20 protein-coding genes are annotated in these 22,315 nt (G+C 63.5%); 6 read left to right on the top strand and 14 right to left on the bottom strand.

From position 1 onward, the window contains the following. The first annotated feature begins 112 nt into the window (after positions 1-112). A complete protein-coding gene (locus tag B9A15_RS18475; RefSeq protein WP_084412012.1) occupies positions 113-1,717 on the top strand; it encodes an isocitrate lyase in 1,605 nt (534 codons plus the stop codon). A 91-nt stretch (positions 1,718-1,808) separates the two neighbouring features. On the opposite strand, the gene B9A15_RS18470 is transcribed toward B9A15_RS18475, so the two are convergent. The 6 genes from B9A15_RS18470 to B9A15_RS18445 form a co-directional block, all read right to left on the bottom strand. Further along, positions 1,809-2,309: an RES family NAD+ phosphorylase gene (locus B9A15_RS18470; protein WP_084412011.1), complete on the bottom strand. Its 501-nt coding sequence runs from the start codon at positions 2,307-2,309 to the stop codon at positions 1,809-1,811. Beyond that, positions 2,306-2,758 (bottom strand): type II RES/Xre toxin-antitoxin system antitoxin, encoded by a 453-nt coding sequence (gene parS / locus B9A15_RS18465; protein ID WP_084412010.1) that lies wholly within the window; start codon positions 2,756-2,758, stop codon positions 2,306-2,308. Before parS ends, B9A15_RS18470 begins: the two co-directional genes overlap by 4 nt. A gap of 124 nt (positions 2,759-2,882) precedes the next feature. Further along, positions 2,883-4,394: a UxaA family hydrolase gene (locus B9A15_RS18460; RefSeq protein WP_084412057.1), complete on the bottom strand. Its 1,512-nt coding sequence runs from the start codon at positions 4,392-4,394 to the stop codon at positions 2,883-2,885. Between the two features lie 85 nt (positions 4,395-4,479). After that, positions 4,480-6,081 carry a TRAP transporter large permease gene (locus tag B9A15_RS18455; RefSeq protein WP_084412009.1) on the bottom strand — a complete coding sequence of 534 codons (1,602 nt, stop codon included), beginning with the start codon at positions 6,079-6,081 and terminating at the stop codon, positions 4,480-4,482. 85 nt (positions 6,082-6,166) lie between these two features. Next, complete coding sequence (locus B9A15_RS18450; protein ID WP_084412008.1) at positions 6,167-6,742, bottom strand: TRAP transporter small permease subunit; 576 nt, start codon at positions 6,740-6,742, stop codon at positions 6,167-6,169. 93 nt (positions 6,743-6,835) lie between these two features. Beyond that, a complete protein-coding gene (locus B9A15_RS18445) occupies positions 6,836-7,909 on the bottom strand; it encodes a TRAP transporter substrate-binding protein (RefSeq protein ID WP_084412007.1) in 1,074 nt (357 codons plus the stop codon). A gap of 250 nt (positions 7,910-8,159) precedes the next feature. Between B9A15_RS18445 and B9A15_RS18440 the strand changes: the two genes are divergently transcribed. The 3 genes from B9A15_RS18440 to B9A15_RS18430 all read left to right on the top strand — a co-directional run bounded on the left by B9A15_RS18440 (position 8,160) and on the right by B9A15_RS18430 (position 10,355). After that, positions 8,160-8,891 carry a GntR family transcriptional regulator gene (locus B9A15_RS18440; protein ID WP_084412006.1) on the top strand — a complete coding sequence of 244 codons (732 nt, stop codon included), beginning with the start codon at positions 8,160-8,162 and terminating at the stop codon, positions 8,889-8,891. Positions 8,892-9,100: 209 nt separating this feature from the next. Beyond that, positions 9,101-9,514 carry a hypothetical protein gene (locus B9A15_RS18435; protein ID WP_084412005.1) on the top strand — a complete coding sequence of 138 codons (414 nt, stop codon included), beginning with the start codon at positions 9,101-9,103 and terminating at the stop codon, positions 9,512-9,514. A gap of 358 nt (positions 9,515-9,872) precedes the next feature. After that, positions 9,873-10,355 carry an SRPBCC family protein gene (locus tag B9A15_RS18430; RefSeq protein ID WP_084412056.1) on the top strand — a complete coding sequence of 161 codons (483 nt, stop codon included), beginning with the start codon at positions 9,873-9,875 and terminating at the stop codon, positions 10,353-10,355. Positions 10,356-10,438: 83 nt separating this feature from the next. On the opposite strand, the gene B9A15_RS18425 is transcribed toward B9A15_RS18430, so the two are convergent. The 3 genes from B9A15_RS18425 to trxB form a co-directional block, all read right to left on the bottom strand. Beyond that, positions 10,439-11,377: a metallophosphoesterase gene (locus B9A15_RS18425; RefSeq protein ID WP_084412004.1), complete on the bottom strand. Its 939-nt coding sequence runs from the start codon at positions 11,375-11,377 to the stop codon at positions 10,439-10,441. After that, positions 11,365-12,261, bottom strand: coding sequence for a LysR family transcriptional regulator (locus B9A15_RS18420; RefSeq protein ID WP_084412003.1), 897 nt, complete (start codon positions 12,259-12,261; stop codon positions 11,365-11,367). The genes B9A15_RS18425 and B9A15_RS18420 overlap by 13 nt, the downstream gene beginning before the upstream one ends. A 65-nt stretch (positions 12,262-12,326) precedes the next feature. Beyond that, positions 12,327-13,301, bottom strand: a complete 975-nt coding sequence (gene trxB / locus B9A15_RS18415) for a thioredoxin-disulfide reductase (RefSeq protein WP_084412002.1) — start codon at positions 13,299-13,301, stop codon at positions 12,327-12,329. 372 nt (positions 13,302-13,673) lie between these two features. Here trxB and B9A15_RS18410 point away from each other — a divergent pair, with 372 nt between their 5' ends. Together B9A15_RS18410 and B9A15_RS18405 are read left to right on the top strand one after the other, a co-directional pair. Continuing rightward, positions 13,674-15,059: a TrkH family potassium uptake protein gene (locus B9A15_RS18410; RefSeq protein ID WP_084412055.1), complete on the top strand. Its 1,386-nt coding sequence runs from the start codon at positions 13,674-13,676 to the stop codon at positions 15,057-15,059. A 4-nt stretch (positions 15,060-15,063) separates the two neighbouring features. Beyond that, positions 15,064-15,888: a glycosyltransferase family 25 protein gene (locus B9A15_RS18405; RefSeq protein WP_170923360.1), complete on the top strand. Its 825-nt coding sequence runs from the start codon at positions 15,064-15,066 to the stop codon at positions 15,886-15,888. 8 nt (positions 15,889-15,896) lie between these two features. Here the strand turns inward: B9A15_RS18405 and B9A15_RS18400 are convergent, their stop codons facing one another. From B9A15_RS18400 to carB, 5 genes are all read right to left on the bottom strand, one after another. Next, a complete protein-coding gene (locus B9A15_RS18400) occupies positions 15,897-16,133 on the bottom strand; it encodes a CopG family ribbon-helix-helix protein (protein WP_084412000.1) in 237 nt (78 codons plus the stop codon). A 65-nt stretch (positions 16,134-16,198) separates the two neighbouring features. Further along, positions 16,199-17,284 (bottom strand): glycosyltransferase family 4 protein, encoded by a 1,086-nt coding sequence (locus B9A15_RS18395; protein ID WP_084411999.1) that lies wholly within the window; start codon positions 17,282-17,284, stop codon positions 16,199-16,201. 16 nt (positions 17,285-17,300) lie between these two features. Next, the gene (locus B9A15_RS18390; protein WP_084411998.1) at positions 17,301-17,882 is read right to left on the bottom strand and encodes a Uma2 family endonuclease; all 582 of its coding nucleotides are present in this window, start codon (positions 17,880-17,882) and stop codon (positions 17,301-17,303) included. Positions 17,883-18,000: 118 nt separating this feature from the next. After that, positions 18,001-18,474 carry a transcription elongation factor GreA gene (gene greA, locus B9A15_RS18385; RefSeq protein ID WP_084411997.1) on the bottom strand — a complete coding sequence of 158 codons (474 nt, stop codon included), beginning with the start codon at positions 18,472-18,474 and terminating at the stop codon, positions 18,001-18,003. A gap of 229 nt (positions 18,475-18,703) precedes the next feature. Continuing rightward, positions 18,704-22,135 carry a carbamoyl-phosphate synthase large subunit gene (gene carB / locus B9A15_RS18380; protein ID WP_084411996.1) on the bottom strand — a complete coding sequence of 1,144 codons (3,432 nt, stop codon included), beginning with the start codon at positions 22,133-22,135 and terminating at the stop codon, positions 18,704-18,706. Positions 22,136-22,315: the final 180 nt, after the last annotated feature.

Here is a 22,315-nt window from a genome sequence, read left to right as displayed (position 1 = left end):
CACAACAGACCCAAGCGGTTCAGCCGCCGCCTTCGGCTCTTGCAGTCGCCGGCGCGCTTGGCAGACCGGACTTACAAGATTTGACAATTCCATTCCCAAAGGGGGCACCGAGATGACGACCTATCAGAGCGACATCCAATACATCACCGACCTCAAGAAGAAGTACGATTCCTGGGGCGCCATCGAGCCCGAGGCGGTCGCCCGCATGCGCGCCCAGAACAAGTTCAAGACCGGGCTCGACATCGCCAAATACACCGCCAAGATCATGCGCGAAGACATGGCGGCATACGACGCCGATCCGTCCCAATACACCCAGTCGCTCGGCTGCTGGCATGGTTTCGTCGGCCAGCAGAAGATGATCTCCATCAAGAAGCATTTCGGCTCGACCAAGCGCCGCTATCTGTACCTGTCCGGCTGGATGGTCGCGGCGCTGCGTTCCGAATTCGGCCCGCTGCCCGATCAGTCCATGCATGAGAAGACCTCCGTGCCGGCGCTGATCGAGGAGCTCTACACCTTCCTGCGTCAGGCCGATGCCCGCGAGCTCGGCATGCTGTTCCGCGATCTCGACGCGGCCCGCGAGGCCGGCGACGAGACGAAGGCCCAGCGCATTCAGAACGAGATCGACAATCACGAGACCCATGTGGTTCCGATCATCGCCGATATCGATGCCGGTTTCGGCAATGCGGAGGCTACCTATCTCCTGGCCAAGAAGATGATCGAGGCGGGCGCCTGCGCGCTTCAGATCGAGAACCAGGTGTCGGACGAGAAGCAGTGCGGCCATCAGGACGGCAAGGTCACAGTTCCGCACGAGGCCTTCATCCACAAGATCCGGGCCCTGCGCTACGCCTTCCTGGAAATGGGCGTCGACGACGGCGTGATCGTCGCCCGGACCGACTCGCTCGGCGCGGGCCTCACCAAGGAAATCGCCTATTCGGCCGAGCCCGGCGATCTGGGCGATCAGTACAACGCCTTCCTCGACTGCGAGGAGGTCTCGATCGACGATCTGAAGCCGTCCGACGTCGTCATCAAGCGCGACGGCAAGCTGATGCGCCCCAAGCGCCTGCCCTCGAACCTCTACCAGTTCAAGCCCGGCACGGGCGAGGATCGCTGCGTCCTCGACGGCATCACCTCGCTCCAGAACGGCGCCGATCTGCTCTGGATCGAGACAGAGAAGCCGCATGTGGCCCAGATCGGCGGCATGGTGAAGCGCATCCGCGAGGTCATCCCGAACGCCAAGCTCGTCTATAACAACTCGCCCTCCTTCAACTGGACGCTGAAGTTCCGCCAGCATGTCTATGAGACCTGGTCGAACGAGGGCCGCGACGTCAGCGCCTATGACGCCTCCAAGCTGATGTCGGCCCAGTATGACGTGACGGAGCTCGGCATCGAGGCCGACCGCCAGATCCAGAGTTTCCAGGCGGATGCGGCGCGCGAGGCGGGTATCTTCCACCACCTCATCACCCTGCCGACCTATCACACGGCGGCGCTGTCGACCGACAATCTCGCCAAGCGCTATTTCGGCGACGAAGCCATGCTCGGCTACGTCAAGACGGTGCAGCGCGAGGAAATCCGCCAGGGCATCGCCTGCGTCAAGCACCAGAACATGGCCGGCTCCGACCTCGGCGACGACCATAAGGAATACTTTGCCGGCGAAGCGGCCCTCAAGGCCGGCGGCAAGGACAACACGATGAACCAGTTCTCGGTCGCCGCGGAGTAAGCGCGGCTTACGACAAGCGGGAATGCGGAAGCCGCCGGGTCGAAAGGCCCGGCGGCTTCGTTTTTCACGGACGGTATGCCCAGCGCGTTCCTCAGGACGGAGGATGAAGTCGGGGATCGAGCGCGAAGGGCTCTTGCTGGATGTCGTCAAGAACGAAACCGGCGGGGACCTGAAAGATCAGATTCCAGCTATGGCGCGAAACGACGCTGGGAATTGCAATCACGGCATGCCGGCGGAGCAGGTCGGCCCCGAACGCCTTCTGACCCGCGCTGGAAAGACCTGGGGTCAGCCAATTCGCATTGGGAATGTCGGAAGGCATGACGATATGCACGGCGCTCGGATCGGCGATCCGGGCCGAGGTCAGCACATGCCGAACCGTGTCGAGGGTGCGAAATCCCTTATGCACGGCGACTTCGAGAATGGCCGTCGAGGGATCGAGCGCGGCATAGACGACGCGTTGGCCAGGCGCATTCCACCGTCCACCGACGCGGAAACTGCCCTCGCCGCTATCCCAGCTCTTCGCAAAGCGAGCGTCGTCGAGACGCCAGAAGCGAAAACCGCTCGTGTCGAAGGGCAATGACGGCGCGATCATTCATAGACGCCATATTCCAGGCGCGTGAGATGATCTTCGACGAGCTTCGTGCCGGCCGGCGTCGAGAGGAGTTCGAGGGGCGTTCGCTGATCGAGCGCAAGTGCAGGGCGCTTCAGCCAGTCCTCCGCTGCAGCTTGTGTGCCGAAGACCTCCGTAGCTTTACCGAGAATCTCCGCGAATTTCCAGGCGCGGCCGCTCTGTTCGGTGCTGAGACGACGCTTTCCGCCTTCCGCCTCGTGACGCTGCACCGTTCTCAGGCTGATGCCGACCACCCGTTCGACAGCGGCAAAGGGAAGATCGGCGATATGGGCCCTGAGGGCGGACAGGGCGCCGGAGGGAATCCCGCTTTCGATCAGCTCATGGGCCTCGAAAGGCGAGTTCACAGCCTGTCTCAGTGTCGCTTCGCCGCCGAGAAGCGACGTGACCTTTGAAAATTCACCCTGTTCCATGTCTCACGCGCCCCCGGTCTTGCAGCCATGCTGCGCCATCTGTCGTAAAATAGGCGACAGATGGCGCAGCCTGCAAGGGGCGGTTACGGAAGCTCCGGCCAAATGTCCGCTATGGGGAAGGGGACTACATCACCGCGCCGATCTGCCAGGGCACGAATTCCTCATCGCCCAAGCCCTGGGCTTCCGATTTCGACTTCTCGCCGGACGCCACGCGCAGGATCGTCTCGTAGATCTCGCGGCCCTTTTCCTCCAGCGTCACGCCGTCGGTCAGCATGGCGCCGGCATTGATGTCCATGTCCTCGACCATGCGCGTATACATGTCGGTGTTGGTCGCGATCTTGATGCACGGTGCCGGTTTAGAGCCGAAGGCCGAGCCTCGGCCGGTGGTGAAAACGACGACATTGCAGCCCGACGCGATCTGGCCGGTGACCGAGGCCGGATCGTAGCCGGGGGAATCCATGAAGGTGAAGCCCTTGGCGGTGACCGGCTCGCCATATTTATAGACGCCGGTCAGCGGGGTCGTGCCGCCCTTGGCGGCGGCGCCGAGGGATTTTTCGAGGATCGTGGTCAGGCCGCCGCGCTTGTTGCCGGGCGAGGGATTGTTGTCCATCGAGCCCTTGTTGCGCAGCGTATAGTCTTCCCACCAGCGGATTCGCTCGATCAGCTTCTGGCCGACCTTCTCGTCGATCGCCCGGCGGGTGAGAAGATGTTCGGCGCCGTAGATCTCGGGCGTTTCGGCCAGCACCCCCGTGCCGCCTTGGGCGACGAGAAGATCGCAGGCATAGCCGAGGGCCGGATTGGCGGTGATGCCGCTCATGGCGTCCGAGCCGCCGCATTGGAGTGCCACCTTCAGCTCCGAGGCCGGGCAGGGCTCGCGCTTGGCCTCGTTGGCGATCGGCAGCATCGCCTTCACCTTCTCGATGCCGAGCTCGATCGTCCGGCGAAGACCGGCCACATCCTGGATGTTCATGGTCTGGAACATCGGTCCGCGCTCCAGGCCATAGGCTTCGAGCAGCCAATCGATCTGGTTGATCTCGCAGCCGAGACCCACCATCAGGACGCCCGCATGGTTGGGATGGCGCGCATAGCCCCAAGAGACCCGTTGCAGCGCCTCGAAGCCGTCGCCGTCGCCGGCCATACCGCAGCCGGTGCCGTGGACGAAGGCGACGACGCCGTCGACATTGGGATAGGCGGCGAGCTCGTCAGGCCCGAAATGGTCGGCGATGCGCCTCGCCGCGGTCGCCGAACAATTCACCGAGGTGGTGATGGCGATATAGTTGCGGGTCCCGACCGAGCCGTTCTTGCGGCGATAGCCCATGAAGCTGTCGCGGGCTGATTCCGGCACCATCTCGGCCGGGCGAAGATCGGTCGAGAATTCGTAGGTCGCGGTCGTGTTGCGGAATTCGGTGTTCTGGGTGTGGACATGATCGCCGGGCGCGATGTCCACCGAGGCATAGCCGATGACTTGCGCATATTTGCGCACGGCCTCGCCCTTGGCGATCGCGCGAATGGCCATTTTGTGGCCCTTGGGGATCATGCTGGTGGTGGCGACGCCATCGACGTCGTGGCCTGTCTGGACGGGCTTTGTGAGGGTGACGACATTGTCGGAGGCGTCGAGACGGATGAAGTCGAGCATGGGGGTGCTTTCAAGTGAACGGGCGACGGGCGCGATCGCTTGAAAGCCATCGCGCCCGTTCTGAACCATGATCCTGCCGGCCGGGCTATTCGGACCTGAACGCCATGGTGATCTCCGGGAAGAAGAAGATCAAGGCGAGGGTGAAGAGCTGCAGGGCGATGAAGGGCATGAAGCCTTTGAAGATCTGCGGCAGGGTGATGTGTGGCGGGGCGACGGACTTCAGATAGAAGGCGGCGGGACCGAAAGGCGGTGACAGGAACGAGACCTGCATATTCACGCAGAAGAGAACGCCGAACCAGACCGACACGAAGCGCGGATCGACCGCGAGCCCACCCAGAAGGCCGATCTCCTCGATCGGCAGCTGCAGGACGATGGGCAAGAAGACCGGCATGACGAGGAGCACGATGCCGACCCAGTCCATCAGACAGCCAAGGATGAGGAAGATGATCATCATCAAGCCGAGCACCGCCCAAGTGCCGAGATCGGAGCCGACGATCAGATTGGCGACATAGGTCGGGCCGCCGGCGATCGTGTAGGCCCCGGCGAGCGCCGTCGCGCCGAAGGTCACCCAGATGATCGCGCCGGTCGAGCGGAAGGTCCGCATCGAGGCTTCCTTGATGAGATTGAACGTGAACTCGCCGCGCAGGATGATGATGATGAGAACCGCCACCGTGCCCATGCCGGCCGCCTCGGTGATGCCGGTGAAGCCGCCATAGATCGAGCCGAGCACCACGACGACGATGAACATCGGCGCGATGAGACCGCGGGTCATCTCCCAGGTCTTGGAGACGATAAAGCCGGGAAGAGCGAGTTTGGGGCCAAGAAGGCCGGCGACCGCGACGACCGCCCAGATCAGGACCGTCGTCAGATCCAACGGGTCGTATTCGCCGGTTCTGAGGACCCCGACGGAATTCTGGACCTCGTGCATGATCGCGGAGGCCACGACAAGGACGCCGATGGCACCAGCGATCCAGCCGACGAGCGTGCCGAAGGCCTTGATCTTATCGAGACCGGTGAGGTCGCCCGGGCTCGGCTCGGGCAGCGGGGCAAGGTCCGGATTGATGCGCGTGCGCACCAGAATATAAACGATATAGAGGCCGCCCATGATGAAGCCGGGCAGGAAGGCCGCCTGGAACAGGGCCTGGATCGAGGTCTCGGTGGTCAGGCCGTAGAAGATGAGGACGATCGAGGGCGGGATCATGGTGCCGAGCGAACCGGACGCGCAGATCGTGCCGATGGCGAGATTCTGGTTGTAGCCAAGGCGCAGCATCTGGGGCAGGGCGATGAGGCCGAGAAGTACCACCTCGCCGCCGATGATACCGCTCATTGCCGCCATGATGATCGCCATCACGGCGGTGACGACGGCAATGCCGCCGCGCGTGCGCGAGAACCACATATTGAGGCTCTCATACATATCCTTGGCGATCGAGGATCGTTCGAGCAGCGTCGCCATCAGGATGAAGAGCGGCACCGAGATGAGGACATAGTCGGTCAGGACGCCGTAGATGCGCTGGGAGAGAATGCCGAGCGGGCCGGTGCCGAAATTGCGGAACAGAAGGTCGGGGCCGAATTTCAGCACCATGGTCACGACGGCCAGGAAGCCGGAGGCAAAGCCCAGCGGCATGCCGATCGCGAGCAGGGCGAAGAGGCCGAAAAGCAGAATGAGGGAGATCGTTCCGACGTCCATCGGCGGCGTCCTTAACTAAAAGAGGCGGGGCTTTGACGTGGGCAAAAGCCGGAGGCCGCGACAAGCTGGCTTGTCGCGGAGTGCTTTATCGGCCTGCGGGCTTGCGCGTATTGCCGTCCGGCTGATCCTCGGTCGGGATGTAGAAGTCCTCGGCCGGATCCTCGCTTTGGGGATCGGCATTCCAATCGGCGATGAGATTGGAGATCGCCTGGCAGGAGAGAACCAGAAGCGCGAAGAGGATCGCCGGCTTCAAGGTTGCCGGGATCGGCGGGTCCCAGGCCGTGCCGAAGGTCTCCCAGCGCATCAGCTTGTCGTAGGCTTCGCCATATCCGCCCCAAATAAGCACAAAGGCGAAGGTGAGGATGCAGAGCGTCGAGATGATGTCGAAGCTGCGCCGCAGCCATCGCGGGCAGGCATCGTAGATCAGCGTGATGCGGATATGGCTACGCTGCTGCATGGCGTAGAGCCCGGCGGAGAGATAGATGCCGCCCGCGACCCAAAGGCTCATCTCGTTTACCCACAAGGTGGGCGCGACGAAGATGTAACGCATGATCACTTCGTAGAACATGATCGCCACGACGAAGGCGGGCGCCCACATCGCGATCCGCGAGAAACCCCAGACGATCCAGTCGACGGGACCGGTCTTCTCATGTTCGACCATTCTTGGCCTCCCGCCCTTGGTCCTTGGCTTGTCGGCGGGCCGGCATGCCTTTCGCCTGCCGGCCCGCAAGTCATTGTTGTCGTGAAAGCGCGATCAGTTGGCGCTCTGGCCCTCGGCGGCCGCCTCGTTGCCGGCTTCGCCGCCATCGGAGCTCGCGATCAGACCGAGTTCCTTGAGATAAGCGACGTGGCTGTCGACCAGCGCGCGGGCCTCGGGGCTTCTCTCGGCCCAATCCTGCCACTTGGCCTGAGCGGCCTCGCGGAACTTGGCGCGATCCTCCTGGCTCCAATCCCACAGATTGACGCCCTTCTCGCGCAGCTGGGCGGCCGCTTCCGCGTTCTTCTTCTCGAATGTCAGCGCGGTCTTCAGAGCGAGCGCCTGCATGGCGACGTTCAGGATGCGCTTATGGGCGTCCGGCATCGCGTCATAGACGGACTTGTTGCAGGCCAGATGATCCGACGGCATCGAGTGGAAGCCCGGATAGGTCGCGTTGTTGACGATGTCGTAGAGGCCGAGGCCGACATTGTTCGCAAGACCGGACGCGTCGGAGCCCGCGATCAGCTTGGTCTCCAGCGCGGTCGGCACTTCGGTGAAGTCGAGAACGGTCGGCTTGGCGCCGAGCGAGGCGAAGATCTCGGTTTCCAGGCCCGGAGGCGAGCGGAAGTTCCACTCTTTCAGATCGTCGATACCCTTGAGCTCCGTCGAGGAAGCCAGGGATTCCTGACCATAGATCCACCAGCCGATCAGCTGCATGCCGAACTGGTTGTAGAGCTCCTGGGCCTTTTCCAGACCGCCGCCGTAATAGAGCCAGGACAGCTGCTGATAGGGCGTGTCGTAGCCGCCCATGATGTCGCCGACGAACTGGAAGGCCGGGTTCTTGCCGGTCTGATAGGCGCCGCCCGTCATGTCGCAGTCGAGAATGCCGTTGGCGGCGGCGTCGAAGGCTTCGACCGTCTTCACAACCGAGGACGAATAGAACATCTCGATCTGGATATCGCCGCCCGACATGGTCTGGACGTCGTCGATGAATTCGGCCGCGAGCTTACCCGACGGCGTCTCCGGGCCGTAATGGGTCTGGATGCGCAGCGTGGTGGTCTGGGCCGCCGCCGCGCCTGCGAGCAGCGTGGTGGCCGTCAGCGCGGCGATCGCGCTCTTGATGATCGTCATGATTTCCTCCCTCGAGAATTCAGGCGGCAAGCCGGAGCTCGAGCGACCCCTCCTTGAGACCACTCCCGTCTGGCCAGCACTCCCTTCTGGCGCCGCGACCCTAGCAAACCTGTGTTCGCAGACAAGCGTCATTTTCGTCGATTGACATAATTTCGAAAATTTTCTCAAGTCGCGAAAATAGAAATGTCGAGATCGGCGCGAGGGAGGCGCGGACTCGTGGGAGGAGGGGGAGAGCCATGCGAGGGCGACCTTGACGACACGGCGCATCGGTGTCTCGCCCCAGGCGATGTACCAATCCTTCAAAGGGCGGCTGATTTCGGGAGAATTCGCGGCCGGCGAGCGCCTGCGCCCCGATCGCTTCCGGGACGAATACGGAATGGGCGCGACGGCGATCCGGGAGGTGTTCCTGCGCCTGACCGGCGAGCAGCTCCTGACAACGGAAGAGCAGCGTGGCTTCCATATGCCCGAGGCCTCTTTCGAAAAGCTGGAGGAGACGCTCGCCTATCGCCTGCTTCTGGAGGCCGAAGGGGCCCGGCTCGCCTTTCTTCATGGCGATCTGGAATGGGAGGCGAGGCTCTATGCCGCCCATCACAAGCTCGCCCATATCGAGCATCGAATGAACGAGATGGCGCAGATCAAGCCCGTCATCCCGGTCTGGACACGCATCGACTGGGAGTTTCACGAGGTGCTGATGTCGGCCTGCCCGTCGACGACGCTGCGCGAGGCCCATCGCAACAGTTTCGAGCGCTATCGCCAGCAGGTCGTCGCCATCCTGCCAACCTATGGTTTCCGGCCTGAGACGATCCCCCAACATGCGGCGATCCTGAAAGCGGCGACAGAACGCGACGCGGAAGCCTGTCGCCGCGCGATCGAGGCACATTTGACTAGCCATCGGGACCTGATCGTTGAACGAAAAACCGATCCTCGCGAGGGGAGCGGCGCAAACGAAACGCGCAGAGCCGCCAATATCGAGACGTCGTAACGTCAAGTAGACCAGTCATTCGAACCGGTTTTCGTACCTTCACGGTTCTGTCATGCGTGATCTTTTCTCGTTCACGCACGGTTGACAGTTCGTCCGGAAACTATCTGCCCATCCTGCCGTTATCCGACCGAACGAGCCAAGACAAAAGGTTCGCGAAAATTGACGGGCCGCCCGAGACCCGGTGGCCAGACATCAAAGGACGCAAAATCATGTTGAAGACCATTCGCACCGCCACCATCATCGCCGGCGTTTCCGCCTTTGCCTTCCCGGCCTTCGCCCAGGACGCCATCCCGAATGTTCCGGGTTCGGAGACGGTGATCGAAGAGAACAATGCCGCCACGCGTGATGCCGTCGCCGCCCAGCCGGATGTGATGACGGATGCACCGGTCGCGAACGCGACCAATGAGACGATCATTCCTGGCAATGAATCGCAGATCGAAATGAACGAAGCCGACGAGCGGAACGCCGTCGCCGCCGGCACGCCCGCCGAGACGACGGGTGACATGGCATCGGGCGACCAGCCGCTGGTTCCGGGTTCGGGCGCGACCTTCTCGCCGGGCCAGAACGCGACCGGCGAAGCCGCCGCGCTGCAGGACGAGGCAAACACCCAGGCCGTTCAGTAAGCCTGAGCCAAAGACATTCGAATGCGAAACGCCGTCTGCTCCCAGCGGGCGGCGTTTTTTGTTTGGGTCTAGCCTCAGTTGCCGTTCTTATGCGCCACATGCCAAATGTTAAGAAGGAGCCGGCGCCGAGGAAACGCCTCGGGCGGCTGTCGAGGCCGGTGGTCAGCCTCGGAGCATCGCGATCTGCTTGGCTCTACCCATCCGCCAGCTTGTCAGTCTCGGGCAGCGAGATAAATTCTCGCTCGGACACTGACCAACCAGCTGGCCGTAAGATGGCGCCGCGGCGTTGCCGTGGTCGTTCTTCCATTGGCGATCCCTGGCGCGAATGGCCGGCTTTCATGTTCGGGAGGACCACATCATGAAATCTTATGCTCTGCCGCTCGCCGCCTTCGGTTTTGCCCTTGCGGCAACGCCCGCTTTCGCGCTCGGGGTCGAGAAGTCGACGGAGGTCGCCGCCTCGCCGGATACGGTCTGGCAGGTGGTCGGCGATTTCTGCGCCATCGGCGACTGGCACCCGGCTGTCGAATCCTGCGAGGATGGCGAAGCGGACGGCAAGGAACGGCGCACGCTGACCCTCAAGGGCGGCGGCACCATCGTCGAGGAACTGGTCTCGCGCGACGATGCGGCCCACACCTATACCTATCGGATCGTCGAGAGCCCGCTTCCGGTGGCCAATTACGAATCGACGATTTCGGTCTCGGGCGAGGGGGATACCGCGACCCTCTCCTGGTCCGGCACCTTCGATGCGGCCAATGCCACCGACGAAGAGGCCGAGAACGCGATCGGCGGCATTTATGACGCCGGCATCCAGGCGATCGCGGAAAAAGCCAAGGGGATGTAAGCCAGAAGGCGAGACCTTTCAGGGTCCATCCGGCCTGCCGAGCGTTTCCTCGGCGGGCCGGTTTCGTCTCAGACCGCGCCCGATCAGCCTTTGGCGGCCATCGGCCGGCTGGGGCCGAACCGGTCGAGAACCGTGCCGAAGCCGCGATCGAGCCGATGGGCCGCGATCTCCGAGAAGGTGCCGCCCCGGTCGACGGCGTAGAAGTCGATGCTGCCGGCAGCCCGGTCGATAACGACCGCCGTCATGGTTCCGACGAAACAGGCGCCGGTGTCGATCGAGATGCGGTTCTCGGTCACCGTCGGGCGGCGGCCCTTCTGGGGCGTATGGCCATGGACGACCACATGGCTAAGCGGGCCTTCATGGCGCATGAAGGGCGCCCGGATCCAGACGCAGTCATGGGGGTCCTGAGCGTCCAGTGGCTTGGCCGGATCGACACCGGCATGAACGAAGGCGAAATCGCCCACGAGACCGATCGCCTCGGCTTCGTTGAGAAGCGCGAGGTGATCCGGTGCCGTCTCGATCACCGCGTCTTTGACACGGGACAGATTACCATCCGCCGCAAGACCGTAGCTCTCGATCGTCTCGGACCCGCCCTGGCTCAGCCAGTTCAGGGCTTCGTCCTCGCTCAGATCGCCTTTTAGAAAGCGCAGGAACCATTCGTCGTGATTGCCGAGAAAGACCCGCGAGGCCGGCCGCTCTCGAAGAATGCGGCTCGCGATATCGAGGCAGCCGCGACTGTCTGGGCCTCTATCGACGAGATCGCCGAGAAGATAGATGGCGGCGTCGCGTGCCGTCTCGATCCCATGAAGCCCTTGAAGAAGACGCGCGAAAAGCCTCGACTCGCCATGGGTGTCGGCGATCGCGACGATGCGCAGCGGCAGGCCCGTCTCATCAAGCGCGACGGAGGGGGCCGGGCGGAGGGCGTCGATCAAGTCGTCTGTCATGGAAACGAGACGATCGGCAAAGGCTCGCGTTCCATCGGCCGGCTTTCGCCTGAAGCCGAGGCGCCTCAGAAGGTCCATGTCCGGGCCTTGGAGATCAAGAAGTCCCGGAAGACCTTGAGCTTGGCCGCGTTTCGCATCTGCTCGGGATAGCAGAGATAGGTGTCAAAGGTGGGCATCTCCATCTCCGGCAGGATCTGGACGAGCTTGGAGCGTTTATCGATCATGTAATCGGGCAGGAGGCCAAGCCCGATGCCGCTCTCGATCGCCGAGCGGATGGCAATCAGATTGTTGATCTGCAGGATCGGTGAGCGGCTCTGGCCGTCGGGCAGACCGACGGTTTCGAGCGTGTTGAGATTGCGCAGATAGTTGGGCGCCGGCTCGCCGAAGGTGATGATGCGGTGCTGATCGAGATCCTCGACCGTCTCCGGCGAGCCGAATCGTGAGAGATAAGTCGGCGAGGCATAGACATGGAGATGCACCGTGAAGAGGCGGCGCTGGATGAGATCCGGCTGTTGAGGCTGGCGCAGCCGGATCGCGGCATCCGCCTTGCGCAGGGTCAGGTCGATCTCCTCATTGTCGAAGACGAGCTGGAGTTCGAGATCGGGATAGAGTTCGAGAAACTCCTTCGAACGCTCCGTCAGCCAGCCCGAACCGAGGCCCACCGTCGTCGTCACCCGAAGCTTGCCTGTCGGCTTCTCCTTGGTCTCGGTGAGCTGGACCCGAACGGTCTCGAGCCGTTGCAACACGTCGTCGGCCGTGCGGAACAGCATCTCGCCCTGTTCGGACAGGACGAGACCGCGCGCATGACGGTGAAACAGCGAGACGCCGACTTCCTGTTCTAAGGCCGCGACCTGCCGGCTGATCGCCGACTGGCTGAGATTGAGGGCCTCTGCGGCGTGGGTGAAAGACCCGGCCTCGGCCGCGGCGTGGAAGATCCGCAGCTTGTCCCAGTCGAGGGCCATAGATCAAATGCCTCCTTGGAAGCGGTCGTCGGCGTCGCCGGGTGGTCGCGCGCCTTCCAGATGGCCTATTCGGCCGCGACTTTGGTTTCGTCCGCGACAGGGCGTGACTGCAGATAGCGCTCGGCGTCGAGGGCCGCCATGCAGCCCATGCCCGCCGCCGTCACCGCCTGGCGATAGACGTCGTCGGCCACATCGCCGGCGGCGAAGACGCCTTCGAGCGAGGTGCGGACCGTGCCCGGCTCGACCCAGAGATAGCCGGAGGGCTTCTGCTTCAGCTTGCCCTCGAAAAGCTCGACCGCCGGCGCATGGCCGATCGCGATGAAGACGCCGTCGGCCGCAAGATCGGAGACGTCGCCGGTCGAGCGATCCTTCAGGCGCACGCCGGTCACCGACTTCATCGGCTTCTCCTCGCCGACGATTTCCTCGATCTCGCTGTTCCAGCGCAAGGAGACGTTCTCCATCGCAAACAGGCGCTCCTGAAGAATGCGCTCGGCGCGCAATTCGTCGCGGCGATGAACGAGGGTGACCGATTTCGCGATATTGGCGAGATAGAGCGCTTCCTCGACAGCCGTATTGCCGCCGCCCACCACCACGACATCCTTGCCGCGATAGAAGAAGCCGTCGCATGTGGCGCAGGCCGAAACGCCGAAACCCTGGAATTTCGCTTCCGAATCGAGGCCGAGCCATTTCGCCTGGGCGCCCGTCGCGATGATCAGCGCGTCGCAGGTATAGACCGTGCCGGAATCGCCGGTCAGCCGGAAGGGGCGGACATCGAGATCGGCCGACACAATGAGATCGTTCGCCATCTCGGCGCCCACATTCAGCGCCTGCGCCTTCATCTGCTCCATCATCCAGGGGCCCTGCACGGGATCGGCATAACCCGGATAGTTCTCGACATCCGTCGTGATGGTCAGCTGGCCGCCTTCCTGGAGACCGGCGACGATCAACGGCTTCAGCATGGCGCGTGCGGCATAGATCGCCGCCGTATATCCGGCAGGTCCCGAACCCAATATCAGGACTTCGGCGTGACGTTCGCTCATGATGGCCCTCGCTCTTGGTCACTGAGGCAGATGGACGTAATGCTTGGCCCGTTCAATAGGCGAGGCCGTGCAGCGCCGCAACATCGGGCAGAGCGTCTCAGATGCGGGCGTTGTGCGCGGGGTCGGCACGGAGTATTCGGTCGCACCGCCGGGCCGGGCGACAGAGTGGTATCCGGCTTTAAGATCGCTTGGTGGTTTAATTTTGAGGGCCGGGCGTTTCGCTGAGTGAAACGATGCGCATCGGGGGCGATGCGGAACCGGTCGGCGAATGGACTTCAGACGCCCGATCCCGTTCGATGCCATGGAGAGCCGGCCATTTTCAGGACCATTGCCAATGTCACCGCGAATTTCGGCCTCGCCCTTGCCGGGGCGATGCTGGTCCCGGCGCTGATCGATCTCGCCGACGAGAATCCGGACTGGAAGGTCTTTGTGGGTTCGAGCGCGCTGATCGGCATGGTCTGCGCCATGATCGCGGTGGCGACCCGCGAGGAAAAGCCCCGCTTCACCCAACGTCTGGGCTTTCTCGTCACGACCTCGGTCTGGATTTTCGGCGCGACGGTCGGCGCGATCCCGCTCTATGTCTCCTCGGTCAATCTGACCTATGCCGGCGCCTTCTTCGAATCCATGTCCGGCCTGACGACGACCGGGTCGACGGTCATCTCCGGTCTCGACGCCCTGCCGCGCGGCATTCTGATGTGGCGCTCGCTGCTGCAATGGCTGGGCGGCATCGGCATCATCGGTATGGCGCTGCTCATTCTGCCGTCCTTGCGCGCGGGCGGCATGGCGCTGTTCCACATGGAAAGCTCGGACAAGTCGGACAAGGTTCTGCCGCGCATCAACCAGCTGACCGGCGGGCTGGTGGCGGCCTATACGGCGCTGACGCTCACCTGCGCCATCGTCTATACGGCGCTTGGCATGACCTTCTTCGACGCGGTCAATCACGCGATGACGACGCTGTCGACCGGCGGTTATTCGACCCATGACGCCTCCATGGGCTATTTCGATGACAATCGCATTCTCGCCGCCTCGACGCTGTTCATGATCCTCGGCTCGCTGCCCTTCGTCGTCTATATCCGCGCTTTCCTGCCACGCCGCTTCCATCTCTGGCGCGATCCGCAGATCAAGCTCTTCCTGCTCATCTGTCTCGTCCTCAGCCTCGCCATCGCAATCTCGCGCCGCGTGATCAACGGCACTGACTTCGGCGAGGCGCTGATCTCCTCGACCTTCAATCTCGTCTCGATCATCACCACGACCGGCTATGCGTCGGAGGATTTCACCCTCTGGTCGAATGCGGCGATCGGTCTGTTCTTCCTCGCCACGTTCCTCGGCGGCTGCGCCGGCTCGACCGCCGGCGGCATCAAGGCGAACCGGCTCTATATTCTCTATCATCTGGTCGAGACGAATTTCCGGCGCCTCGTGCGGCCCCATGCCGTCATCCGCCTGCGCTATGGCAATAGCGAGATCGCGCCGGAAGGCATCCAGACAGTGACGATCTTCTTCTTCCTGTTCTTCGGCACCCTGCTCATGGGCACCGTGCTTCTGTCCATGTTCGGCCTCGATCTCATCACGGCCTTTTCCGGCACCCTCACGGCGCTGGCCAATGTGGGCCCCGGCTTCGGCCAGATCATCGGCCCGGCCGGCAATTTCGCCTCGCTGCCCGATGGCGCGCTCTGGATCCTGTCGATCACCATGCTGCTCGGCCGGCTGGAACTCGTCACGGTGCTCATCCTCCTCTTCCCGCGCACCTGGACGGAGTGAAGCGATGGCCCTGGAAGACGTCAGCCTCGTCTTCATCAATCTGGACAGGGCGAGGGATCGGCGGGCCTTCATGGAGGACCAGGGCGCCCGGCTTGGCCTCACCCTGGAACGCTTGTCCGCCTTTGGACCCGACGACATCGCCAAGGCTGAGCGCGAGCGTCTCGCCGCAAGCTGGGAACGCCCCTTGAGCGGCGCCGAACTTGGCCTCTTCTTCTCCCACAAGGCGCTCTGGGAGCGCTGCTGCGAGGAGATGCGACCGCTCGTCATTCTCGAGGACGATGCGGTTCTGTCCCGCCGGCTGCCGGCCTCTCTTGCGAGCCTTCCGGGCGAGGCGGGCGAGCGCTTCGATCTGATCAATCTGGAATATATCGGCCGGCGCAAATATTTTGGACGGACCGGCGCAATGCCTATGGCCGAAGGGCTTTGCATCTCGCAGGTCGCCCGCGACAAGGCCGGCTCCGCCGCCTATCTCGTCACGCCGCGCGGGGCCCGCAAGCTCCTTCTTGCCGCTTCTGACCGGGCGGGACCGTCCGACGCTTTCCTCTTTGCCAGCGGCCGCCTCGTCGTCGGCCAGGCCGAGCCGGCCCTCGCCATCCAGGCGCATATCTTGAAGGCGGAAGGCTTCGAGCCCCCGATCGACACGACGAGCCAGATCGGGGCGCCCCGCCGCCGGCCGAGCCTTGCGCCGAAAAACGCCCCCTATCATTGGCGCCGCCTCGCGACGCAGCTGTCACTTCTGCCCTATCAGGCCGGCCGACTGACGAGGCTGACCATGCGCAAACCTCAGGTCGATTTCTCCGATTTCGTGTCGGCCGGGGAGGACGGGTGACTCTGGCCTCAACGTGCGCGGAAGCGCGCTTGCAGAGCCGTCACGGCTTCGCTGTCGACGAAATCGCCTTTCTCGGCCTCAGCGAGACCGGCGGTGACCTCGCGAAAATAGGTCTCCTGCCATTCGAGAGAGCGGCCATCCTCGATGGCGCTGCGAAGGATCAGCGCTCCATCGAGACGATATCGAGACGCAAGAGCTTCGATGCGTTCGGTCAAGTCGGCGGGAATATCGAGTTTGTTCGCCATTGCCGGACGATCTCACGGTGCTGTCGAAGGAACAAGATCAAAATCACGCCGATTGCGCGCATCGTCTATCGGGCCGTCGTCTCGCGCCGCTCGGCCTTGCGCCAGACCGCCTCATAGACGGCCTCGATCTCCCGGGCCTCCCGGGACAGATCAAAATGGGCCTTCGCATGGGCAAGGGCATGCTCGCCCATCCGCACCCGCAAGACCGCCTCGCTCATGATCGTGTCCGCAGCCGAGGCGATCGCGTCCGGGGAGCCGGGTTCGACGAGATGGCCGGTCTCGCCTTCGACCAAGAGCTCGGGAAAGGCGCCGACTGTCGTTGCAACGACTGGCACGCCGCAGGCCATTGCCTCCAGCGGGGTCAGGCCGAAACCCTCCCAGCGCTGGGGCGCGACGAAGAGATCGAGCGCCTTGTACCAGGGATCGATGGGCGAATGCTCGCCGACGAAGAGGATGCGCGTCTCGAGACCGGCGCGCTTCACGCGCTCCTTCAGATCGGTTTCGAACTGCTTGTGTTCGCCGGTCGTGCGGCCGGCCACGACCGCGATCCAGTCGGGCAGGCGCGGGAGAAGCGCGCACATGGCGTCGACGAAGACATCCGTACCCTTCTGATGCCGCACCCGACCGAAACAACCGGCGATTTTCCTGTCTGGCGGCAGGCCGATGTCCGCTTTCGCTGCGGCTTTGTCGGCAGGCGGTGAGAAGCGCGCCGTGTCGATCCCATGCATGACGACGCTGTTCGGCACGCGAAGATAGGCGGCGGTGCGGGCGCTCGTGGAAATCACCGCGTCCATCCTGCCGATCAGCCAGCGCGTCCAGCCGGTGTGAATGCGCTGAGAGGCCGAGGTGAAGACCAGGGAGAGCGGCATGCGAAAGGCATCCCGCATGATCACGCCCGCCAGCATCTCGGTGTTTCGCCGGGCGTGCCAGATGCGGGTCGGGCGCGTCTTGGGAGCCCGCCAGAGCCCGGGAAACGCGCGATAGGGCAGGCGGGGCACATTGGCGGGCAGGACGTCGGGGCCGCAGGAGGCGATGCGCAGCCGCTTCGATTGGTGCGGGACGAGCTGGACGATCGTCGAGGTGACGCCCGACAGGCGCCGCTTGAAGTTCGGCGCGAGAACCTCGAGGTCGCGTGCGTTCGGTCTCGTCATGGCGCCCGACGCGGCATCAGGCTTGCGGTTCCGAGATCGGCGCAAGGCCCTCATAGATATCGGCCAAGGCGAGATCGACCCCGATCGCAGGCAGATCGAGCGTCGCAGTCAGATCGGTGATGTCGTCCTGCGCCACCAGCCGGCCATCCCCATCGCGCAGCCAAACGCTGACCCGCACTTCGGACTGGGAGACGCAGACATAATGCAGGATGTCCGGGCAGGCCTCGTAGTCCCGGAGCTTGCGCGTCTGGTCGTACCAGGCGGTCGATTTCGACAGGACCTCGAAGACCACGACGGGTTTGGATGCCTCTTGAGAATCAGGATCCTGGCGCCCGCAATCGACTGTCACGTCGGGATAGCGAACATTGCCATAGGACGGAATGGTCACCCGAAGGTCGCTTCCGAAGGGAAGGCAGGGCGAGCCGCGCAACCGGCCGTAAAGAGCGAAGAGAATGTTGCGAGCGATCCCGGCGTGACCCTTGGTCCCGCCGGTCATCATGCGGATTTCACCATCGACGAATTCGTGGCGATGCTCCTGGCGTTCTTCCCAGTCGAGAAACTCCTGAAGCGTCCACCGCTTGGCCGCCGTTCCGCTCATCGCTCAGCGCCTCTCCTAGAGTGAAACGCGACCGAGTTGGGATCGCGATTTCGCTCTAAACCTTTGTCTTGACACATGATGTGATAGGAAAAGTCATGCAACTTTTCCCCATCATGCTCTATCGCCAGACGACTTCCAGCACTTCGTAGGAGCGCGCGCCGCCGGGAGCCGCGACCTCCACCGTGTCGCCTTCGCTCTTGCCGATCAGGGCGCGGGCGATGGGCGAGGTGACGGAAATCTTACCGGATTTCACATCGGCTTCCTGCTCGCCGACGATCTGGAAGCTGCGCTCCTCGTCGGTCTCCTCGTCGACCAGCTTGACGGTGGCACCGAACTTGATCTTGTCGCCGGACATCCTGGTGACGTCGATGACTTCGGCGCGCGCCGTCAAATCCTCCAGCTCGGAAATCCGGCCCTCATTAAGGCTCTGGGATTCCTTGGCCGCATGATATTCCGCGTTTTCGGACAGGTCGCCATGGGCGCGCGCTTCGGAGATCGCCTGGATGATCCGGGGGCGCTCCTCCTGCTGACGGCGGCGCAGTTCCTCCTTCAGCGCTTCGAAGCCACGCTGCGTCATCGGAACCTTTTCCATAGGGCCTCCACCTTCTCGAAACGCCCTTCGCGTCTACCGCGCCGGGCGTCTTCTTCTCGTTCATTGCCGGCCGGGGCCGGGATACAAAGACAGGCCGGGCCGAGCGACGAGGAGCCGCCCGGAGCCAGCCGGGTTCAGCGGACTTTGAAATCCTGTTCGCGGCGTCTGTCCGAAGAACCCGCGAAAACCTGAAACGACGCGGCCGGTCGTTCAAAGACCGGCCTTCGCTTCACGCCGCTGTAAAATACGACTGGAGAGGCCGGACTTCAAGATTGCCGGTCTTCAGGGCGGCAACGGCATCCGCAGCCGCCTCCATACCTGCGAGCGTCGTATAATAGGGCAGCTTGTGCAGGAGAGCGGCCCGGCGCAGCGAGAGCGAATCCGACAGAGCCTTCGCGCCCTCGGTCGTGTTGAACACGATCTGGACCTGACGGTTGCGCATGGCGTCCTCGATATGCGGACGGCCTTCCAGCACCTTGTTGACCTTTTCGGCCGAAATGCCGTTCTCGGTCAGGAAGCGCTGGGTCCCGCTCGTCGCCATGATGCGGAAGCCGAGTTCATCGAGCCGCTTGACCGTCGGCAGAATGCGCTGCTTGTCGGAATCCTTGACCGAGACGAAGACCGTGCCCTCACGCGGCAGCTCGACGCCGGCGCCGAGCTGGCTCTTGGCAAAGGCCAGCGAATAATCGCCGGCAAGGCCCATGACCTCGCCCGTCGAGCGCATTTCCGGCCCGAGCAGCGTGTCGACGCCGGGAAAGCGAGAGAAGGGGAAGACGGCTTCCTTCACCGCGATATGGTTGAGGTTCTTGACGTCGGCAAAGCCGCCATAGGCGGCGAAGGCGTCGGTCAGCGTCTCGCCGGCCATGATGCGGGCGGCGACCTTGGCGATCGGCCGGCCGATGGTCTTGGCGACGAAGGGTACGGTGCGCGAGGCGCGGGGATTGACCTCCAAGACGTAGATCTCGCCGCCCTGAATGGCGAACTGGATGTTCATCAGCCCACCGACCTTCAAGGCCAGCGCCATTTCACGGGTCTGGCGCTCCAATTCGTCGGTGATCTCGCGCGACAGGGAATGGACGGGCAGCGAACAGGCCGAGTCGCCCGAATGGATGCCGGCCTCCTCGATATGCTCCATGATGCCGGCGACATGGGTGTCGGTGCCGTCCGACAGGCAGTCCACATCCACCTCGATCGCGTCCGACAGATAGCTGTCGATCAGGACCGGCGACTTGCCGGAGACGACCACGGCCTGACTGATATAGCGCTCGAACTGGCTCTGCGAATGGACGATTTCCATCGCCCGCCCGCCCAGAACATAGGAGGGGCGGATGACGACCGGATAGCCGATCTCTTTGACGATCTCCCGCGCTTCCTCGACCGACCGGGCGATGCCGTTGCGCGGCTGCTTGAGGGTCAGCGTGTTGAGGAGCTTCTGGAAGCGGTCCCGATCCTCGGCGAGATCGATCGCGTCGGGCGAGGTGCCGAGGATCGGGATGCCGGCGGCCTCCAGCGCCTCGGCGAGCTTCAGCGGCGTCTGGCCGCCGAACTGGACGATGACGCCGTGCAGCGTGCCGGCCTGCTTTTCCGCCCGCAGGATTTCGAGAACGTCCTCGGCCGTCAGCGGCTCGAAATAGAGCCGGTCGGAGGTGTCGTAGTCGGTCGACACGGTCTCCGGATTGCAGTTGATCATGATCGATTCATAGCCGGCATCGCCGAGCGCGAAGGCGGCATGGCAGCAGCAATAGTCGAATTCGATGCCCTGGCCGATCCGGTTCGGGCCACCGCCCAGAATGACGACCTTCTTGGCATCCGACACCTCGGCCTCGGAACGCGGGGCGCCCGCAAAGGGCCGCTCATAGGTCGAATACATATAAGGGGTGGGCGAGGCGAATTCGGCCGCGCAGGTATCGATGCGCTTATAGACCGGATGGACCTCCAGCGAGCGCCTGAGATCGGCGACCTCGACCTCCGTCTTGCCAGAAAGATGGGCGAGGCGCGCATCGGAAAAGCCGACCGACTTCAAGAAGCGCAGATTGTCGGCATCCTGCGGCAGGCCATGCTCCTTCACCCGCGCTTCGAGATCGATGATCGCCTTGATCCTTGCGAGGAACCAGGGATCGATCTTGCAGGAGGCATGGACCTGTTCGAGGCTCGTGCCCATGCGGATCGCCTGGGCGACCATCAGCAGGCGATCGGGTGTCGGCGTGCCCAGCGCCGCGCGCACGGCGTTGAGGTCGTCGCCCTCCTCGATCCCCGGAATGGCGATCTCGTCGAGGCCCGACAGGCCGGTCTCCAGGCCCCGCAGCGCCTTTTGCAGGCTTTCCTCGAAGGTGCGGCCGATCGCCATGACCTCGCCGACCGACTTCATCGCCGTCGTCAGGATCGGCGTTGCGCCCGGGAACTTCTCGAAGGCAAAGCGCGGGATCTTGGTGACGACGTAATCGATCGAGGGCTCGAAGGAGGCCGGCGTCGCCCCGCCGGTGATGTCGTTCTCCAGTTCGTCCAGCGTGTAGCCGACGGCGAGCTTAGCCGCGACCTTGGCGATGGGAAAGCCGGTCGCCTTGGAGGCGAGCGCCGAGGAGCGCGAGACGCGGGGGTTCATCTCGATGACCACGAGCCGCCCGGTCTCGGGATTGACGGCGAACTGGACGTTGGAGCCGCCGGTCTCAACTCCGATCTCGCGCAAGACCGCGATCGAGGCGTTGCGCATGATCTGATATTCTTTGTCCGTCAACGTCAGTGCCGGGGCGACGGTAATCGAATCGCCGGTATGGACGCCCATCGGATCGACGTTCTCGATGGAGCAGATGATGATGCAATTGTCCGCCCGGTCGCGGACCACCTCCATCTCGAACTCCTTCCAGCCGAGCACCGACTCCTCGATCAGGACTTCCGTCGTCGGGGAGGCGTCGAGCCCGCCCTCGACGATCTCGAAGAATTCCGAGCGGTTATAGGCGATGCCGCCGCCGGTGCCGCCGAGGGTGAAGGAGGGGCGGATGATCGCGGGAAGGCCCACATGGTCGAGCGCATTGGCGGCCGCGGCCAAAGCGTGGCCCATATAGCGCTGCTTGCGATCGGCCTCGCCGAGCTGCCATTCGGCTTCCAGCTTGTCGAGCGCGGCGTTGAGCGCGTCGGTATCGGTGATCGCGGCCTTCAGTTCCGCCCGGCGCGCCTCATGGGCCTTGCGGTCCTCCGCCTTCGGCCCGGCGGCATTGGCGAGCACCGAGCGCGGCGTCTCCAGACCGATCTTGGCCATCGCCTCCCGGAACAGCGCGCGGTCCTCGGCCTTGTCGATGGCGGCGGCATTGGCGCCGATCATCTCCACATTGTAGCGATCGAGCGTTCCCATGCGCTGGAGCGAGAGCGCCGTGTTCAGCGCCGTCTGCCCGCCCATGGTCGGCAGAAGCGCATCGGGCCGCTCCTTCTCGATGATCTTGGCGACCACTTCCGGCGTGATCGGCTCCACATAGGTGGCATGGGCGAGATCGGGATCGGTCATGATCGTCGCCGGGTTGGAATTGACCAGGATGATCCGGTAGCCCTCTTCCTTGAGGGCTTTGATCGCCTGCGTGCCGGAATAGTCGAATTCGCAGGCCTGTCCGATGACGATCGGCCCCGCACCGATGACGAGGATGGATTTAATGTCGGTGCGTTTGGGCATGGGTTCAGTCCATCTTGTCGGCGTGCGAAGACCGGCCATCCGGCGCTTTCATCTCGAAAGCCGCTCGGTCCGACCGGTCGCAAATTGAGTCATCAGGCTGAGGCCGCCTTATAGGGACAAGGTCGGGGCGAGGGAAGGGGAAACCTGCTGGCGCTGGTGCATTCGCTTTTTCGACGCGGA

Source organism: Fulvimarina manganoxydans, assembly GCF_900176465.1.
Classification (GTDB): Bacteria; Pseudomonadota; Alphaproteobacteria; order Rhizobiales; family Rhizobiaceae; genus Fulvimarina; species Fulvimarina manganoxydans.
The sequence above is the reverse complement of the archived record's forward strand: the minus strand, read 5'-3'. Positions and strand labels throughout refer to the sequence as shown.

Coding starts and splice junctions, on each gene's coding strand:
- trxB (WP_084412002.1), bottom strand. CDS start 13,301: ATGAGCGAACGTCACGCCGAAGTCCTGATATTGGGTTCGGGACCTGCC.
- parS (WP_084412010.1), bottom strand. CDS start 2,758: ATGGAACAGGGTGAATTTTCAAAGGTCACGTCGCTTCTCGGCGGCGAA.
- carB (WP_084411996.1), bottom strand. CDS start 22,135: ATGCCCAAACGCACCGACATTAAATCCATCCTCGTCATCGGTGCGGGG.
- B9A15_RS18450 (WP_084412008.1), bottom strand. CDS start 6,742: ATGGTCGAACATGAGAAGACCGGTCCCGTCGACTGGATCGTCTGGGGT.
- B9A15_RS18430 (WP_084412056.1), top strand. CDS start 9,873: ATGAAATCTTATGCTCTGCCGCTCGCCGCCTTCGGTTTTGCCCTTGCG.
- B9A15_RS18410 (WP_084412055.1), top strand. CDS start 13,674: ATGCTGGTCCCGGCGCTGATCGATCTCGCCGACGAGAATCCGGACTGG.
- B9A15_RS18395 (WP_084411999.1), bottom strand. CDS start 17,284: ATGACGAGACCGAACGCACGCGACCTCGAGGTTCTCGCGCCGAACTTC.
- B9A15_RS18445 (WP_084412007.1), bottom strand. CDS start 7,909: ATGACGATCATCAAGAGCGCGATCGCCGCGCTGACGGCCACCACGCTG.
- greA (WP_084411997.1), bottom strand. CDS start 18,474: ATGGAAAAGGTTCCGATGACGCAGCGTGGCTTCGAAGCGCTGAAGGAG.
- B9A15_RS18475 (WP_084412012.1), top strand. CDS start 113: ATGACGACCTATCAGAGCGACATCCAATACATCACCGACCTCAAGAAG.
- B9A15_RS18405 (WP_170923360.1), top strand. CDS start 15,064: ATGGCCCTGGAAGACGTCAGCCTCGTCTTCATCAATCTGGACAGGGCG.
- B9A15_RS18435 (WP_084412005.1), top strand. CDS start 9,101: ATGTTGAAGACCATTCGCACCGCCACCATCATCGCCGGCGTTTCCGCC.
- B9A15_RS18460 (WP_084412057.1), bottom strand. CDS start 4,394: ATGCTCGACTTCATCCGTCTCGACGCCTCCGACAATGTCGTCACCCTC.
- B9A15_RS18425 (WP_084412004.1), bottom strand. CDS start 11,377: ATGGACCTTCTGAGGCGCCTCGGCTTCAGGCGAAAGCCGGCCGATGGA.
- B9A15_RS18400 (WP_084412000.1), bottom strand. CDS start 16,133: ATGGCGAACAAACTCGATATTCCCGCCGACTTGACCGAACGCATCGAA.
- B9A15_RS18470 (WP_084412011.1), bottom strand. CDS start 2,309: ATGATCGCGCCGTCATTGCCCTTCGACACGAGCGGTTTTCGCTTCTGG.
- B9A15_RS18420 (WP_084412003.1), bottom strand. CDS start 12,261: ATGGCCCTCGACTGGGACAAGCTGCGGATCTTCCACGCCGCGGCCGAG.
- B9A15_RS18455 (WP_084412009.1), bottom strand. CDS start 6,081: ATGGACGTCGGAACGATCTCCCTCATTCTGCTTTTCGGCCTCTTCGCC.
- B9A15_RS18390 (WP_084411998.1), bottom strand. CDS start 17,882: ATGAGCGGAACGGCGGCCAAGCGGTGGACGCTTCAGGAGTTTCTCGAC.